The sequence below is a fragment of the Pseudoalteromonas sp. XMcav2-N genome (genome assembly GCF_024124545.1).
In the GTDB taxonomy this organism is placed as follows: Bacteria; Pseudomonadota; Gammaproteobacteria; order Enterobacterales; family Alteromonadaceae; genus Pseudoalteromonas.
This window is the reverse complement of record NZ_JAMXSF010000007.1, coordinates 190,136-207,649: the sequence shown is the minus strand read 5'-3', so window position 1 is coordinate 207,649 and position 17,514 is coordinate 190,136. Positions and strand designations below refer to the sequence as shown.

Genomic DNA, 17,514 nt, shown 5'->3' with positions numbered 1-17,514 from the left:
TAAAAATTTAAAACCATTTAATTCATCACGTTAGGCATGTATTAATCACATAATTTCCTCACTTTGTCACCTCGTTTCGCGCCTTTCTCACGCTTTTTGTACTTGTTCAGACAACAATGAGCTCAGCTTTTTACGAAACGGATAAAACAATGAATAAGTTGAACGCACTAAGCTTAACACTCTGTACTTTATATACGGCTTGTGGCGCGGCCCAGCAATCGTCTGAGCACATTCGCCCCTGGCAACAATTTACGCAAAGTGAAACGGCAATCCCCCGCCTGAACAATGCGCCACTCATAGATGGTGAGCTCTCTGCCACGGAGTGGCAAAATGCTCGTGTGATCACGGAGTTTGTTGAATTCCGTCCAACCGTCGGCGGGACCCCCAGATATCCGATCACGGCATATGTTGCCTACGATGAACAATACTTTTATGTTGCAGCAAAAATTACTCAACCCGCCAATACCATTATGGACAGAGTGCTTACCCAGGGTGAGCGGATCTGGAACGAAGACTATTTTGGCCTCATCATAGACACCAATCATGACAAATCAGACGGCTACCTGTTTCATGTTACTCCTTCTGGTGTGCGTGAAGACGGCCTGGTTAATGGTACCGAGTATATCGCCGAGTGGAAAACGCTGTGGTACGCCAAAACTCAGCAACAGGACGACGGCTGGACTGTTGAAATTGCAATCCCCATGCAGTCTATGTCTTTTGACCCGGATGCCAAAAACTGGGGGCTACAGCTACGCCACAAACTATCCAGCCCTTATGTCCAGTCTTTCTGGAATCTCAATAACCCTAACTCGTATGGCTGGCATGCCTCACAAACTGCGCCGATCTCCGGGCTCAACAACTTAGATCAGGGCCTGGGAATCGAAGTCAAACCTGGCCTGGCTTACAAAGAAACACAGACTGAGAGCCGCTTTGAGCCTTCACTGGATGCGACCTATCGGTTTACTCCGAGTCTGACAGGTCAGCTTACACTCAATACAGATTTTTCGGGTACAGACGTTGATGAGATTGAAATGAACATGACACGGTTTGGCCAGTACTACAGTGAAAAACGCGATTTCTTCTTGCAGGATAGTCAGATTTTTCGTTTCGGCGGCATGGACGATGACGATTACAATGGCATGCCCTTTTATTCGCGCCGCATTGGTCAGGGCCCGCAGTCAGGTATACTGGATGTAAATTGGGGGACCAAATTAACCGGCCGGATTGGCAACACAGATCTTGGCATACTGAGCGTCAATCAGGAACGTGACGGCAATCTCGAGGAAACGACCCAGCTTAGTGTAGCCAGAGCCAAGCAACATATTGGCGAGCACCACCAGCTCGGCGCTATTTTCACCCATGGCAGTGCAGATGACAGTCACAACCAGGCACTGACAGGTATTGACTATCGCTTTGATGATTTACTATTTGGTGAAGAGCAGTTTATTGCCAATGCCTTCTATCAGTCTGTGGACGTCCCCAACGAGACCACCGATAGCGATGGTAAATCCTATGGCCTGGCATTCAAATTACCCAATGATAAGTTTTATCTGGATACCAAGTATCGCTATATCGGCAAAGATTTTAATCCGGCGATGGGCTTTGTGAACCGTACCGACCTTAAATACTATCACCTCACCAGTCACTATCGGGTTCGCCCACAATCAGGCTGGCTGGGAGACAATCTCAACCTCTATCAGGTCAGAACCTATTATAAGCGCTGGGAAAATACCGAAGGCGAGAAGAAAGGTCAGCAGCTGTTCTTGCAGCCTTTAGTGGTACAAACCCGGTCTCACGACTATTTCTCCATCAGTTACGATATGTACAACAAAGTGCTCAGAAACCCCTTTGAGTTTCGCGACAATATTCAGTTTGCCGAGGGGGAATATGATTACAATCAATGGAACATTTATTATGAAACAGCCAGCGACCGGCCTGTTTTTGTTAGTGGCCGGCTCGTCAAAGGGGACTTTTTCGATGCCGACCTTGAGCGCTTTAGTCTGACCATTAACACTCGCCCAAACAAGCATTTGTACGTGCAACTTGGCCGTCATATGTACTACTACGAACGCGCCGGCGAAAAGAGCAACATGTACAACACCCGGCTAAAAGTGAATATTGCCTTTAACAGCGAGTGGTCGTGGAACTCACTGTTGCAACACAACACCCAATCCAACAGCTTCTCGCTCTTTAGTCGGTTGCGCTACGAACCTGCACCGGATGAGCTGTACCAGCTAAGTATCAACAAGGGTTATGACCTTGAGGACGGCTGGCACGATAAAAAACGCGTTTTTTCCGAAACAGCCATCAAACTAAACTACACCTATCGCTGGTGATCTAACCCTGAGTAATGGGCGTTGTCAGTTAGCAGCAACGCCCATGCAGTTACCTCGCAACGGTTTTATAGACATCACTTCTGAATGCGGCTTTTCGGCCATAGATCACCTGCGCATCATGCACATCAAACCCCATATATGAGCCGATATCTTGCCTGGATAATGGATGCAAGCCTTCATCGGTGATCTTATACCTGGCCAGCTCATGCCATTCTTTGGTCATCAGGTACACCACGCCTTTTTCCAATTCCAGGTTCGAAAAAGGCTCCAGCTCACCAATTTTTTCACCCTGAGCCTGCTCAAGGCCATTCAAGATGCTGGCGAAAGGAAAGCGATACAGCTCATAGTCCATGTTGGTCAGATAAACATAGTCAGGCGTTGAGGGATCGGTCATCGCTGACATCCAGCCATGAGGCAGCTGTGCAACCTGTTGCATCTGCCGGTTATATATCTGCACGCGCTTAAGTTCGTTTTGTTTCACCGACAAGGCAAACAAGCTATTACTCAACCAGCTCTGACGGTAGATGTAACCATCGAAAAACAACGTATTACCTTGTTGTGCTTCGTTGGTTGGGATCAGCCACATTGCATGGTTGTCGTGATTAATTAGTAGTAACTCATCATCTGGTGACAGCGCCATATCCCTGAGGCGTACATGATCGGGCAGCCTGGGAAGCGGCTTAGCCTGCTCTTGCGGACGCTGATAATACACCTGAGAACTGCCGGAACGATCAGAAATGAAATAGACGCCACTTTCGGTATGCGCCAGACGAGGTGAGCGGTCAAGCCCGCTGCTGTTATCCAGCATAAAACCGGTTTCCAGCCACTGGAGCTCTATGTCTTTATCATATGTGGTAAAGATATAATCCGCACCATTGCTATGACGCGCGAGATTGCAACAGATCTTGTCACTGAGACTACTCAGCAAAGTCTCACTCTTATCATCGAACGACTGATGAACCAACTGAGTGCGAGGGCTGGAGGATGAAAAGACAACTCCTTTGTAAGCATGGTCCCAAATTGCCCCATGCATCAATCCGGTGCGAGAAAGCTGCAAAACCTGTTTATTGGAATCAGGTTCATAGCTCAGCACCCGGCTGTTTCCGTCATTAGTGTGCACTGTCAGTAGCAGTGCCCGAGTATCAGGATGAGCATCCAGGTATGCAAGACGCCAGGATGATTCTAATTTAGTCGGCAATTTACTGATTTCGCCCGAGAAACTCAGCTTGTATAACTCGTTTTTGTGCTCGAAACGGCGCTCGTGTGCCAGCGCGTATATACGGTCTTCTGCCGGGACATAAATACTATCGTGATAAATCAGGTCACAGTTATACAGTGCCTCGGAGGGGGCCTCAAGTTGCCGTGTTGTCAGGTCGAGTCGTGCTTTAAACCAACCACATTGCTCTTTGTAATACCCTTTAAAAATCAAAAACTCACCCTGACCGCCCAGTAGCTGCTGAAGGTGGTAATCTGGTGTTGCAACAATCTGGGGCAAGGTATCATTTTGTGCACCATAACTTGCTACCCACAAACTACGTCCCAGCTCTACGGTAATATTTAAAAATGCAAGGTGTTCATACTCTGGTAATACAACGGGGTACATTTTCCCACCCTTAACCCGGCTCATCGCCTGACTTTCTCCGTACTGCCATGAAGGTTCACCGCCATCATGCCAAATCAGACCTGCCAGCAAACCAAAGAGTAAAACCAGGCCAGGCATAAGAAAACGACGTACAGAAAATTTTGGTTCTGGTTGCTGTGATGAAAAAGCCTCAGGGGCTTCTGCGCCCACCCTGATTGGTGCAATAAAGCGATAACCTTGTTTAGGGACTGTTTGAATATATTGAGGAAGTTTAGGATCGTCACAAAACGCTTTTCTCAGATTAGCGACCAGCTTATTAATGGCGTTATCGGTGACAATAGACCCCTGCCAAATCACATTCTGTAATTCGTCACGTCCAATAATACGATTGGGGTTATCGATGAAGAATTGCAGTAGCGAAAGCTGTCTTGGGTCCAGCGTGACGCTGTGATCACCGTTAATGAGTTCGTTCGTTTGGTGATAGAGGCGAAACTCGCCAATTTGAATAAAATCCATGGACTTCTCGTCAATCATGCCTCTTTTTGTTCTAATCACTATGAATAGAACGCGAATTGGGCAATATCGGGCTGCTTATTATTCTTCTGTTCCGTAACTGTTTCGCGGCAATACTATGCGCGGCACTACTTTCTGGTGCCTCTCACTTCAAGGTCAGCCAGAGCAAAACAAATCATGCCCTAGTCTATAATCATCTCCATGCATTGCAACCCACCAGTAAGATATCATTGCAAAAATCTGCTTCAGCCAATGAATAAGCAGGTGGCATCCTGCCTGTCAGAAGAAAATATGTGTGATACCCCTCTCGATAATGGCTAAGAATTGTACAGATTTTAAATTCACTTTTGCCACTTATAAACTATGCTTACCCTGCTCACAAAACAACCAAAGGAAGTGCGAGTTTATTTCGCTAAACAGAACAGGTGTGTTTATGAAAAGTTTAAAATTGTTGCTGGCAGCGTCTTGCCTGACAGCCCTCATAGCCGGGTGTGGGGGGTCATCGGACAGTGGCCCGTCTCCGAGCCCAAATCCAAACCCCAATCCAACAACTAATCAAGCTCCATCAGTCAGTATTACTGGCGACAGTGAAGCACTGGAACAGACCGCCGTTTCACTCAAGGCCGATGCCACAGACAGTGACGGCAACATTGCCAGCTATAGTTGGAGTATCACTTCCGGACCGACAGCTACACTGAATAACAGCACCACCAGTGATGTCAGTTTTACAACCCCGGAGGTCACACAAGATACCCCTATGGTGCTTTCCGTTACTGTCACTGATGACGACGGCGCCACCGCTACTGCTACAAAAAACTTTACAGTAAAGCGTTTAGTCAGATCGGTTACGCTAACCGGTGTAGTCACCGATGCTCCGATTGCAAACGCCGCATTAACTGTTTACGTGGGTGATGAATCCTTCCCGACAACTGCAGGTAATAATGGTACTTATACTATTCAGCTGGATGTTGATGATTCAGCCGTAAACAAACTCATTCGTATCAAAGCCAATGGTGGACCAGATCAAGAGAATGTCGAGTTTTACTCTCAGTTGGAAAGCTTTGCGTCGGTCACTGAGCAGGCAGGGGGCGACGGGGTCGTCAATAGCACCGAGAACTTCGGGGTTAACATTACCAATGTCACAACTGCTGAATATGCTTTGGTCACACGCGCTGTCGATGGTATTCCACAAACGACCAACGAGCTGAACAATGCACTGGTGGGCGTTGATGCCAATGAAAAGCTCACCCTGTCTGCATTGATCAAGTTGGTTGTCGACGGCAGTGGTGATAAGAAGTTTTCGCTTCCTCAAGGCGTTAGCAATACATTTCAACTGGTTTCCAGCCAGGCTGCCACTACTGAGCTGACCAACACCATCAACGACGATGACCCTACGCTAATTGACAAGACCAAAGAAGAAATCAAAAACGACGATAAGCTGGTAGACAATGGCGAAGGCTCTATCGCGGGATCCTATTTTATTGGCTCAACGCGATACTTCCGCAGCCACTTCACAGAATTGACCTTGAATGAAGATGGAACCGGGACTTTTACTGATCATACCGCCGGGACTATTACCTGGACACAAGCCACGAATGGCGCAGTCAGTGTCGTGTTTGGTGATGGTATCTTCTCGCCAAGACACAGCTGTAAAAATTCCGAAGGCATGAACTTCACCTGTTACTCGCGTTATAAAACCGCCACATTCAGTATTTATGACGACAATAGTTTTGCCAAAGCCATCAGTTTGACGGCCGTACGAGACGAAATTAAAGCCGATGATGATACCGTTCTTAATGCTGATGTCAGTGATACAGAAGATTTCACTCTGGTTGTGCGCGGCAATACGATTAGCCCCACAGCAGCCCAATTGCAGGGGGTTTGGCACTTTGACCAAATGTACTACCTGATGGGCGGTGAAACTGGTAACGAATACTATCAACCACAAACCAGTAAAATGATGTTTAATCAGGATGGAAGTGGTAAATCCACACTACCAGATGGTACTGAACGAGATTTCAGCTGGCAGATCAGTGGCAATAACCTGGTTGTGATGCTCGCCAAGACGGACGCTATGGAAGCGCAAACGCTGACCTACTGGATGTTGAAGTCACTGCAAAACGGCTTTCAGTTTTGGGCACTTACAAACGATGCGGTAGCAACCACACCGGATAAAATGGCCTCCATGACACATCGCCGCCGCACCGGGATTATGATGCCCGAGCAAAGCATCACTTTGAATGACGCCATGGCACAGGGGCGCTTTATTCCATACTTTGGAGCAAACCTGCCACAGAATTATTTCTTTGATAACTTCGTCAATGGCGTCACCTACATGCAACTGAATAAAAATACGCAGGTCTGGGAGACAAATGGCCGCACCTTGTCAATTAATAGCTACTTTGACAGCATGAATGGCAAAAATGTGCACCAATGCCCTGAAGGCGCGACGCCGGAAAGTTGTTCAGTTAACTTTAGCGACAAATATGACGTAATCTCAATGAGTAACGACAGCTGGTACGTGCGTCATAGCTATACCAGCGCCTTTGACCAGGGTCCAGGTAGCACCTACATGATCAAATACATGAAGTCTGCTCCCACATTGTCTCAGTTTGACTATATGTGGATGGACAACCGGACTTTCCACATGCTCAACGACAGTAATCAGGTAGAAAGAAAATACTACTTCCTGAACTATAATGACGATGACACCTTTACACGCGTCATTCGCGATAATAATTTCAGCGAAATCGGTACTTACTCTGTTAAATCGGGCAAGCTACATTCTGATGAATCAGGCTCGGTAACAGTCAGTGACTTCATGGGCTTTGACCGTGATTATGTCAAGGTATGTAACTATCCGCTGGACACCAACTGTGACCAGGGCATGCAAATGACCTACTATCTCAACGGCCAGGCAGCAAACAAAGCCAGCATGGTAAAACCACCCGTGCCGACTTATTCGACTGATATGCTCACGGGTGCCTGGTACGACCCCAACGAGCCTGACTTTGTCGTGGTGATCCGGGATGGCAAATGGGTGCATATGGAGTTGAAGTCGGATGATGCACCTGATGCAATGGCGGGTCTGGAAGTAGGCTATGCTAACTGGGATGAAAGCACCGGCGAGTTTACAGTCGATATGATATTTGACGCCAATGGCTCGTATGGCTTTGACTCCAAGCTCAAGCACATCATAACGATTGACGGCAATACCCTGACGATAGATGTTGAAGGCGAGCCTTCTTTCACCTTAACGCGCCTTGTTGATGCAAACAACCCCTTAGTAGGTGCGTTTGTTGAGTATCCGCTCCATCAAGGTCGGATTTGGGTCACCGCATTCATGCCTGATAACAAGTTTTTTGAAGCCGACTTTGAAAGTGAAGACCCGGCCATGGCCGGCATTAATTATGGTAGCTATAACTACAATGCCAGTACCGGAAAAACAACCCTCACCTTCGAGCTTAATCAGCTTGCCGACAGCGACACTATGTTTGCAATGTTCCTCAACGGTGATGTGATCCAGTGGAAAGATGGTAACGACCTGGGCATAGTCCAGCGTGTTAAACCTATGTCTGGTCAACCCATGTTCGATAGCCATACATTAATGTACGAGCGTTTTGCGCTGATCAACGGCGCACAAACCATGTACGTTGAGCTACATTCTACGAATTCACTGGCTGAGATAGTCACAGACGGGCAAACCCGTGCCTATACCTGGTCTGTTAATCAGGGTCAGCTTATGCTGATGGCTAATACCCCATCTGCAGGACTTAGCGCCGAAGGATATGTAATTTCACCGAGCTCTACGCTCGACGATGGCTGGAAAGTCTCTGTTCTGAAGATGATGGAGCCCGATCCTGTCATTGAGAATGACGCCGTTGACTCATATATGCGCTTTGATGCGGATATGCGCAGATAACTTGGCCTTACTGCGACCCTGTCAACGGCAGGGTCGCATTTATACCCATTTTACTTACACCTCATCCACCTGATGACGCATCAGATTCCTGATGGATCAGCTAAGTGCCCTTTGCTAACCTAGTGAGCTCCGAGATTGCCAGCTCGACATCCGCCTGCTCAGTGCGCCAGTTACTAAAAGCACAGCGGATCGCGGCCCTGCCCTGCCAAACCCCGGGTGTCATAAAGACCTGACCAGCCTCATTTAGTTGCGCCAGTAATGACTGTGTATCATGCTTATTTGAAGCACTTGCTGAAAACAGCACAACATTAAGGTTGCATGGCTTAAGTAGCTCATACTCTGACGATGCAGCAATCCAATTGGCCAACGCACTGGCTTGCGCGATATTGCGTTGGATCTGCGTTTTTATGCCTTGTTTGCCATAGGCAAGTAATGTCGCCCAGACAGGCAATGCTCGAAACCGCCTGGAATTTTCGATACCCAGAGACATAAAAGGGCGTGCTTTATCATCATTGGCCAGGTAGGGCGCATCAACATTATAAGTCTCAAACAGGGTTTGTGGGTGACGCGTAAGAAATACCCCGCAGTCGTATGGCACGTTTAACCATTTGTGGCAATCAAGCGTGATACTGTCTGCCAGTTCAATGCCCTGAGTTCTGCCAGCAGCGCCTGTTAAAAGACGCTCGAAGATGCCAAACGCCCCATCTACGTGCAACCAGGCCTGATGTTCACGGCATAGTTGCGCCACCGTGACCAAATCGTCAAAATCTGTGCCGGTGACTGTGGCTGCGCTCGCAATCACGACCTTTCCCTGGCTTTTGCATTGGCGAAGCTTTAACGCGAGATCCTGAGTATCTATAGCTTCGGTTTCACTTTGGCAAGCTACTTTTACCCAGGTATCCCGACCGAAACCAGCCAGCCCGAGCGCCTTGACCATACTGGCATGTGGCGTCGCTGAGAACACAGTGCAGTCCAAATCTTTACATCCCGCTTTTGCCACATCAATTCCCTGCCGACTTCCCGCATATTGCCGTGCTGCCATCGCCCCAAGCACATTAGCAGCGGTGGCGCCCGTGGTCATCACCCCTTCGAATGCAGCGGGTAATTCAAACAGCGATACTAACCAGTCGATGGCCTGACGTTCAACGTCGCTTGCTATCGAATCACCCCCTTTGGACACATTCTGATTGTATAGCGTGACCAGCCAGTCAGCATAAGTCGCCACAGGGTTTGCGCCTCCGGTAACAAACCCCCAGTAACGCCCTCCGTTACTGGCAGATAATTGAGGCGCGATTTCTGTGCTAAAAATTTGCCCGAACACCTCAAATCCAGCAGGCTCGTCGCTAAGTCCCCTGTGTTTCAGGCGGGCTAACGGATTACTTACCCGCCGTGTATCCAGTGACAGATTGAATGCCTGACATTCAAGCTCAAGTGCACCAAGCATCTGTGCAAATGTCGGTAATGATAGTGACTGCATAATGACTCCTTTTGACTTTACCCGTAAACCTTAACGTGATAGAAAAAAGAGAACAGATACAAAAAAGAGAACTTTTTAGATAACAGATGGGTAAGCAAGCAAAGTACAAAACCCTGGCCGGGCAGTTCATCACCGCCATAGAAGCCGGTGAATATGAGTTCGATCAGCCTCTCCCGTCTTTGCGTCAGCTGAGTGCGCTGTATCAGGTAAGCATGACCACCGCACTTGCCTGCTATCGGTACCTAGAATCTCTGGGTTATATAACGGCCGACCCAAAACGTGGTTTTTTCCCCTGCTTTAACCCACAACACACCTCTGCTATTGAATACGCCCAGTTTAATGCCAAGGCGTGCACTTTGCCCATCCCCCCACCCAGCCGGGTCAGATCAGGCTTTGCAACAGCACAACTTGACCCAACCCTGATAGACTCACAACAACTGCGTGCCTCTCTGGCGAGAACGATGCGAAGCGATCATACATTGTTCAACTATGGCGACCCGCTGGGTGAACAAGCGTTTCGGCAGGCATTATCAGAGCACCTAAAAACACAGGGGTTTATAATACATGCACAGGAGTTAGTCATCACTCAGGGCTGTCTTGATGCCGTTAAAACGGCGTTGGAACTCGTCACCAAAGAACAAGATATCGTTGCTGTGCCATCTCCTTGTTATACAGGCTTGCTTGATATACTCAGCGTAATGGGCAGACAAGTACTTGAGATCCCAAGCAATCAGGATGGTATCGATCTGGTTCAGCTGGAACATGCGATGGCCCGGCATCAGGTTGCTGCCTGCCTGATCAGTGCTAATTTCCAAAACCCAACGGGTCACAGCCTGAGTACACAGCAAAAAGCAGCATTAGCGAACATGGCCAGCCAGTATCGCATTCCCATCATTGAGGACGATGTATATCGCGAGCTGTGTCATACCGGCACCACCCCCTTACCTATCAAACACTTTGATCAGGATGGCTGGGTGATCTGGTGCAGCAGTATTTCTAAAACGCTGGCGCCGGGATTGCGCCTTGGCTGGTGTGCGCCCGGGCGTTTTCACCAGAAGTACAGTGACCTGATCCGCATTCGCTCTTTGGGGTGTAATCGTCCGCTCCAGCTGACCCTGGCCGACTACATAAGTCGGGGACACTATGCTCGGTACCTTAAAAAGCTCAATAGCAAACTTGCGTCGCAATGCAATCAGTACATACAGCTACTAACCAGGTTATTACCTGATAAGGTTAAGGTAAATCGCCCACATGGAGGGCTGGTACTTTGGTTTGAACTGCCAGGAGTCGATACCAAACAGCTGCAGAAGCGACTTAAAGAAGAACAAATATATATCCTGTGTGGTGATGCCTTTTCTACAACCACTCATTATCACAACTATATCCGCCTTAATTTTGGGCAGTGTATCCGTGCAGAGATAGAAACACAGCTTACAAAATTCGCACAAGCCGCCGCGCGTCTTCAGCGTCAGAAATCAGTCAAAAGCGAATCTAAAACTGGTACAAAACTTGTATAATTTTTAAACTACGAATTATGCGGTGGTTACTATCATGGATTTGACACAAGATGAGCTGGACTACATTCATCAGGTCGTTGAAACGTCCCAGTTTGATTTGCTTCAGGCACATTCTAATTTATGCAATGAGCTCGAAGCATTTACCAGTGACTTGTTAGAGGAGCTGGCTCAGCATGAAGCGAGCTACGCCCAAACCGAACGTCGGTTCGATACACATTTACGCGCTGCAAATATTCTTGAGTTTCCCACTCAGCCTGTGCTCCAGTCACTCAGCCGTACCCCAGGTAAATGGCACCCAGACCATCAAACACTGTTATCCATTATTGATGATTTACCCCATATCGTAGAAGGACATGGCATGCCACGCAGCTGGCGGTTTACACCCTACCCACCAGTCAAACTGATGTTAAACTTCCCGCGCGCTTCGTTCCATGTGGACTCGTTGTCTCTGACTGGCGCGTGTATCACGACTTTCCCGCTTAACGCCTCAGCCTATCAAGACTTGTTTGCTGTGCAAGGCGCAAGCCTGATGCTGCCAAATACTCAATTCATTCGTGTTGACATTGCTTCCGTTGCCAGTCGCGGTGACTACCGGCTGGCACTCAAGTTCGACCACTACACAGTCGCCAGCCCGACATTAAAGGTCTTTGTTGTCAGCAACTATGTACGACAACATGGCTGGCAATAAGGGCTAGAAAGTCTGGTAAATAACTCGGGCCGCAAGCAGTAAAAATGCGCAGCCGAGCAGCTTATCAATGATGGCTTGTTTCGCAGTCAGATCAAACCGCTCTCTGGCTGAGGCCGTAACGACAGACACGAAGAAATACCATAGCGCATCGATTACCAGAACCGTCATACACATGATAACCGCCGTCTGCAGTGTGAGTGCTTCCGGGTCGATAAATTGAGAGAACAGCGCCAGGAAAAAAATGGCCAACTTGGGGTTTAAAAAGGCGATGGCAAAGCCATCTTTTGCCGCTGCAAGGTAGCTTTTTGCATCATGCTCTTTAGCGACTTCAATCCCACTGCTTTTACTACTGAGGATCTTATACCCCATATACGCAAGATACGCCGCCCCAGCATACACCAGCCCCTGATAAACCAAGGGAAATTGTTCAATTAAACTGGCCAGGCCAAGCAAAGACAGACTGGCGTAGATCCCCACCCCGAAGCCGTGAGACAAGCTTGCCACTATCCCATGCTGGGCACTGTGATACAGACTATAACGCAACACAACCGCAAGACTTGGTCCGGGAGACATAGCCCCAACACAACATATAAACGCCAGACTTAACCAGGCTGTTAATTCCATCACACTTCCCCGCACATTAAAAAGCGCTCATTCTAACCGAGGACAAAGAGCGGGCCAACGTTTTAAAGTTTCCATGTATCAAATTCAATATCGTCCCGGTCCATCCGTTCATTATCGGTCTTTGGATGTCACTCTGTTATACACTTGCATAACCAGGTCAAAGCTCCCTACTGACACTCCCTGACACACCACCGTGTTTTACTGTCACCAACTTAAACAAGGAGACAAAAACATGAGTACTAACAGCATCGAAATCGCAACATTCAAATTGGCTAACGGCGTTACTGAAGCAGATTTTTTAAAGCAAAATGAAGAATTTATGGCATATGTGCAGAAGCAGCCAGGCCTTTTGTATCGCTCAGTGTCAAAGCATGCACCAAGCGGCACCTATACTGACATCGTATACTGGAATACGCTCGAAGATGCCAAGCGCGTGCAAGAAGCGTTCGAGCACGAGCCGGTTTGTCAGCAGTTTGCCGCACTAATTGACAAAGACAGCTTGTCATTAACTCTGACAGAGGCGGTTGCACAAACCCCTTGCAGTGAGTAACCTGACCAGGCTTTTCAATGCCGGGGCTTCGCCCCGGTTTGTCTTTGGAGATCACCTTGCACAAGTCTGAACGATTATTTCAGCTGGTTAATCTGCTTAAAAGCCGGCGTCTGGCCATCACCGCCAAGCAACTTGCCCATAGGCTCAATGTGTCAGAGCGCACCATCTACCGCGATATCCAGCACCTGCAAAGTTCTGGCGTTCCAATCGAAGGTGAAGCTGGCATTGGTTATCTGATAGCCCAGTGCGATTTGCCTCCCATGATGTTTACCGTTGCGGAGCTGCAATCCCTGCTGTTAGGTACACGTATGGCCAGTGCCTGGACTGATCCAGTCTTATCTGAACACGCCAGCAGTGCCATGGCCAAAATTGAAGCTGCACTGCCCGAACACCTCAAGCAACAGATAGACGACTTTCCCTACTTGGCAGCAAGCTTTGGCCACACAGAAGATCATCAAAGATTTAGCAGTACACTCCGTGAAGCTGTCGTCCAGAAACGCCAGGTCAGGTTACAGTATAAAGATGCAAAAGACGCTTTTAGTGAACGCGATATTGAGCCACTCGGGCTGGTGTACTGGGGTGGCAAGTGGACCATTATCGGCCATTGCCTTTTACGCAACGATTATCGTGAATTCCGACTCGACCGGGTGTGTGATATTACTCTGCTCACTCAGCCTTTTGTGCTCACTGAGCACAAAAACATGCAGCACTACATCGCGCTGGTAAAGGCGAAATATCAGGAACAAAGCGACGAAAGCAATCCTTAGAATCAGTTATTGCGTTGATGCTTATCGCCTTTATACACAGCTATCTGGCTCATCCGAGCTGTGTACTTTTTTTAGTCGATTGTTTTTATTTAATAAATTATCAATAATTCATTCTCAGTGGGTAAACCAGATCAAATAATTCGCCACACAAGCAACAATTATTAAACGCAAATGAGAGTTGTTATCATTTAAAATCACTGTTAGTATGCGCTCCCTCTGCAGTCCCGAAGCCGGGTTCCTTAGTTGTATGGAGTGTAAAATGCAATTCTCTCGCTCAAAGAATTCACCAAATCTATTGGCCAATGCCGTTAAAATCGCCCTGTTAGGTGCCGCTGTGAGCAGCACAGGTGCTGTCGCTGAAAACGCTGATGAAAACATCGAAAAAATTAGTGTATACGGTAAACACAATAAGCTGATCCTGGAATCAGGCACAGCTACCAAGTCAAACATGGCACTGATGCAAACACCTGCTGCCATTGTGGTTGTTGATAAAGAGTTGCTCAAAGCACAAAACGCCACCACGCTACAGGAGGCGCTACGTAATGTCAGTGGCCTGGGACAAGCCGGCAACAACTATGGCATAGGTGATAATCTGACAGTACGTGGTCTGGGTGTGAACTATACCTACGACGGCATGTACGGTGGTGCAGACTTAGGCAACAACTTTAACCCGACCCGCTCTATGACCAATGTCGAAAGCATTGAAGTGCTAAAAGGCCCGGCAACCGGGTTATACGGTATCGGTGCTGCAGGCGGTGTGATCAACCTGGTTGAGAAAAAGCCTCAGCAACAGGAGGCTTTTGAAATCAGCGCCAAAGCAGGTAGCTGGAACAGCTATGGCATTGGGTTTGATGCCACAGGTGGTCTGAATGATCAGTGGGCTTACCGCCTGGTAACGAATCACGAGCGCAGTGATGGTTATCGCGACCTGCAATCAGACAGAGACGAGATTTATGCCAGCCTGAGCTTTGACGTCAATGACAATCACAAGCTAATGCTTTCAACCGCATATATCAATGATGCGCTGCAAGTCGATTCAATTGGTGATCCGGTCAGAATCATGAACTGGGATAGCACCAGTGGCACGCCAGGTATGTTAACAGCAGCAGATTTGCCTAATGACCCTCAAATGGATGAAAAGGGCGAAAACTACTTAGGCGTTCAACTCACAGCGCAGCAACGCGAACAGCTTGCCGCTTCAATCCAGGCTACAGATGGCCTTAAGCCTTACAATCTGGGTGATGGCAACCTGATCTCACCTTTGTCTAAGCCAAACGAAGGTAAAGAACTGCGTATTAAACTGCGCCATGACTGGCATATCAACAATGATTCGACCCTGACGCAACAACTATTGTGGCGCAGCTATGATTCAGAGCTTGCCCGCCAGACTGGTGCATATAACTATGTTTACTGGAACCGCGCAACATCATACAACAAGCAACCAGTAAACATCATCAACCAGGATCCACGCGCCCCGCTAGTCATTGATGATGAGCTTCATCCTTTTGCCGCACGTCGTCAGGAATATCGCCGTCAGATTGCCGAGGAACAAACCTGGCAATACTTTGCCGACTTACAGCTGGGCTGGAGTCTGGGTGGCGTTATGGGTGAGCACCTGGTCAGCGTCAATTATGAAAACCGTGAAATGGCGTTAAAGAGCTGGTCTGTTTACGATGCCGACGGCGGAAATAGTGACAATGCAATCCCGTATATTCTGGATATTCGCAACCCGAACTGGGCAACCGGAGATATCATGGATTATGACCCGTCACTGCGCAGCAACTATGATAAGTCGTTAGATGCTTATGGGATCAGCTTCCAGGAAGTGTTGTATCTTACAGATCAATTAACCGTGCGTGCCGGCCTTGCCTATTCTGCGATTGAGCAGGCTTATCAGCACAAGGGAAGCGACCGTGCAGAAGCCAGTCAAGAGCAAAATTCCGACGACTCAGGCATGACCTATAATCTCGGTATTAACTATCAGGTACACCCGCAGTTGTCAGCGTTTATCAATGTTGCCAAAGGCCGTACAGCGTATAGTATTTTAGGCTCACTAACTGATGAGACAAAAGAAGCTAACCGCCCGGATTCAGAATCACAATCACTGGACTTAGGTATTCGCTTTACTGCGCTGGACGAAGATTTATTAGGTTCAATTGTGTGGTTTGAAACCAGCCGCACTAACCTGCGCTATAACAACCCGCTTTACAATGACACAAATCCAGAAAGCTCTGACTACAACATTAGCGTTCCTCAATATTTTTACGACAACGAAGATGAGTCAAAGGGTGTAGAAGTCGATCTGAACCTGGCACTGGCTGAGTCGGTTGATTTAAACCTGAACGCCACCTGGCAGGATGCTGTTGAGATCCGTAAGGAAAAAGGGACAGAGAACCAGAAAAAAGGCGTTCCAGAAAAAATGGCCAGTGCCTGGGTGAACTACCAGCTGCCAGCCACTGTAATGGACAATCTGACGCTTAGTCTGGGTATTAACTATGTCGACGAGCGTACCGTTAATTCATCCAGCTTCGGCCTTCCGACAGCGACTATTGACAGCTATACACGCTGGGATGCAGCCGCGCGCTACCAAGGTGACAAGTACCAGATCCAGCTGAACATTGAGAACCTGACAGACGAGCGTTATTACAGCAAAGCTCTGTTCCTCGGTGGCTTACCAGGTAACGAGCGTAACGTGAAATTGTCAGTGAATTATCAGTTCTAATACTCTGACCTGCAGTACAAATGCGCACTAAGACAAAAAGCGAATTGAGCCTTGCTCAGTTCGCTTTTTTGTTGCTCACACAATTGCGTAGTACAAGACTAATTTAGGTACGGTCTTTGCTTAATAATCCTGACGTACTTAAAGGAATTGTCTTATGAAAGTTATCCCCTTCACACAACAGTCTGCCACCGGGAACGCCGCACATCCGAAACACAGCCTGATACAATTTGATCAACAACGCCAGTTTACACAGCAGCTGTACAACGCCATGAATTCAGCCGGGCGAACACAATCCAGTGACGTTACGATTTCCACGGATATCGATCCTGCTAATATTTCCGGGCAGGCCAGAACTTTCCACCAGATTGCGAAAGGCAATGCCCAGAAATACGTAGATTTAAGCTTGCCAGAGAAACAACAGCACATCCAACTTTATCAGGAAACCATGCGAGAAATCATGGAGATGCCAATCCAAGTCAGCGTCGAGCCCCATGAAGTTAACGAAGCCTTGCTGTTCAATAATCTTGGCATAGACTTTATGGCTTACAAAGAACTCAAAGTCAGAATTGAAATGCTGGACCTCACAGAGCAGGAAATCAATGCTGATAAGTCTCTTCCCTCTTATGAGAAAGACAAGCTAAAAGACAACATTGATGAACGCAAAGCCAGGCTGGAAATGGCAATCGATGATCTGCTTGGAGATACACAAGACCCACAGTTGACACCCGAATCGGCCAAAACACCCGACAATCTATTCTCCTTGTCTTAAGGGTCCGCGTCTGCAAACAACTCGCAACTCCTTGCCAGCAAACAGTG

The 17,514-nt window shown here is 47.9% G+C and carries 11 protein-coding genes; 8 read left to right on the top strand and 3 right to left on the bottom strand.

Annotated features, from left to right (window positions below; all coding sequences use genetic code 11):
- Positions 1 to 149 precede the first annotated feature (149 nt).
- Positions 150 to 2,336 (top strand): DUF5916 domain-containing protein, encoded by a 2,187-nt coding sequence (locus NH568_RS11480; protein WP_253047400.1) that lies wholly within the window; start codon positions 150 to 152, stop codon positions 2,334 to 2,336.
- Positions 2,337 to 2,385: 49 nt separating this feature from the next.
- Here the strand turns inward: NH568_RS11480 and NH568_RS11475 are convergent, their stop codons facing one another.
- Positions 2,386 to 4,434, bottom strand: coding sequence for a winged helix-turn-helix domain-containing protein (locus tag NH568_RS11475; protein WP_253047398.1), 2,049 nt, complete (start codon positions 4,432 to 4,434; stop codon positions 2,386 to 2,388).
- Positions 4,435 to 4,864: 430 nt separating this feature from the next.
- Between NH568_RS11475 and NH568_RS11470 the strand changes: the two genes are divergently transcribed.
- On the top strand, positions 4,865 to 8,353 hold the full coding sequence (locus NH568_RS11470; RefSeq protein ID WP_253047396.1) for a cadherin-like domain-containing protein: 3,489 nt from the start codon (positions 4,865 to 4,867) through the stop codon (positions 8,351 to 8,353).
- Between the two features lie 100 nt (positions 8,354 to 8,453).
- On the opposite strand, the gene NH568_RS11465 is transcribed toward NH568_RS11470, so the two are convergent.
- The gene (locus NH568_RS11465; protein ID WP_253047394.1) at positions 8,454 to 9,830 is read right to left on the bottom strand and encodes an aminotransferase class I/II-fold pyridoxal phosphate-dependent enzyme; all 1,377 of its coding nucleotides are present in this window, start codon (positions 9,828 to 9,830) and stop codon (positions 8,454 to 8,456) included.
- 86 nt (positions 9,831 to 9,916) lie between these two features.
- Between NH568_RS11465 and NH568_RS11460 the strand changes: the two genes are divergently transcribed.
- Positions 9,917 to 11,347, top strand: a complete 1,431-nt coding sequence (locus NH568_RS11460; protein WP_253047392.1) for a PLP-dependent aminotransferase family protein — start codon at positions 9,917 to 9,919, stop codon at positions 11,345 to 11,347.
- Between the two features lie 34 nt (positions 11,348 to 11,381).
- The gene (locus NH568_RS11455; protein ID WP_253047390.1) at positions 11,382 to 12,035 is read left to right on the top strand and encodes a hypothetical protein; all 654 of its coding nucleotides are present in this window, start codon (positions 11,382 to 11,384) and stop codon (positions 12,033 to 12,035) included.
- A 3-nt stretch (positions 12,036 to 12,038) separates the two neighbouring features.
- On the opposite strand, the gene NH568_RS11450 is transcribed toward NH568_RS11455, so the two are convergent.
- Positions 12,039 to 12,659, bottom strand: coding sequence for a LysE family translocator (locus NH568_RS11450; protein WP_253047388.1), 621 nt, complete (start codon positions 12,657 to 12,659; stop codon positions 12,039 to 12,041).
- Between the two features lie 232 nt (positions 12,660 to 12,891).
- On the opposite strand from NH568_RS11450, the gene NH568_RS11445 reads away from it, so the two are divergent.
- The 4 genes from NH568_RS11445 to NH568_RS11430 all read left to right on the top strand — a co-directional run bounded on the left by NH568_RS11445 (position 12,892) and on the right by NH568_RS11430 (position 17,467).
- Positions 12,892 to 13,209: a hypothetical protein gene (locus NH568_RS11445; RefSeq protein ID WP_253047386.1), complete on the top strand. Its 318-nt coding sequence runs from the start codon at positions 12,892 to 12,894 to the stop codon at positions 13,207 to 13,209.
- Positions 13,210 to 13,226: 17 nt separating this feature from the next.
- Positions 13,227 to 13,976 carry a YafY family protein gene (locus tag NH568_RS11440; RefSeq protein ID WP_253047384.1) on the top strand — a complete coding sequence of 250 codons (750 nt, stop codon included), beginning with the start codon at positions 13,227 to 13,229 and terminating at the stop codon, positions 13,974 to 13,976.
- A 259-nt stretch (positions 13,977 to 14,235) separates the two neighbouring features.
- Positions 14,236 to 16,698 carry a TonB-dependent receptor gene (locus NH568_RS11435; RefSeq protein WP_253047381.1) on the top strand — a complete coding sequence of 821 codons (2,463 nt, stop codon included), beginning with the start codon at positions 14,236 to 14,238 and terminating at the stop codon, positions 16,696 to 16,698.
- Positions 16,699 to 16,852: 154 nt separating this feature from the next.
- Positions 16,853 to 17,467 carry a hypothetical protein gene (locus NH568_RS11430; RefSeq protein WP_253047378.1) on the top strand — a complete coding sequence of 205 codons (615 nt, stop codon included), beginning with the start codon at positions 16,853 to 16,855 and terminating at the stop codon, positions 17,465 to 17,467.
- Positions 17,468 to 17,514 lie beyond the last annotated feature (47 nt).

Coding starts and splice junctions, on each gene's coding strand:
- NH568_RS11480 (WP_253047400.1), top strand. CDS start 150: ATGAATAAGTTGAACGCACTAAGCTTAACACTCTGTACTTTATATACG.
- NH568_RS11475 (WP_253047398.1), bottom strand. CDS start 4,434: ATGGATTTTATTCAAATTGGCGAGTTTCGCCTCTATCACCAAACGAAC.
- NH568_RS11470 (WP_253047396.1), top strand. CDS start 4,865: ATGAAAAGTTTAAAATTGTTGCTGGCAGCGTCTTGCCTGACAGCCCTC.
- NH568_RS11465 (WP_253047394.1), bottom strand. CDS start 9,830: ATGCAGTCACTATCATTACCGACATTTGCACAGATGCTTGGTGCACTT.
- NH568_RS11460 (WP_253047392.1), top strand. CDS start 9,917: ATGGGTAAGCAAGCAAAGTACAAAACCCTGGCCGGGCAGTTCATCACC.
- NH568_RS11455 (WP_253047390.1), top strand. CDS start 11,382: ATGGATTTGACACAAGATGAGCTGGACTACATTCATCAGGTCGTTGAA.
- NH568_RS11450 (WP_253047388.1), bottom strand. CDS start 12,659: ATGGAATTAACAGCCTGGTTAAGTCTGGCGTTTATATGTTGTGTTGGG.
- NH568_RS11445 (WP_253047386.1), top strand. CDS start 12,892: ATGAGTACTAACAGCATCGAAATCGCAACATTCAAATTGGCTAACGGC.
- NH568_RS11440 (WP_253047384.1), top strand. CDS start 13,227: ATGCCGGGGCTTCGCCCCGGTTTGTCTTTGGAGATCACCTTGCACAAG.
- NH568_RS11435 (WP_253047381.1), top strand. CDS start 14,236: ATGCAATTCTCTCGCTCAAAGAATTCACCAAATCTATTGGCCAATGCC.
- NH568_RS11430 (WP_253047378.1), top strand. CDS start 16,853: ATGAAAGTTATCCCCTTCACACAACAGTCTGCCACCGGGAACGCCGCA.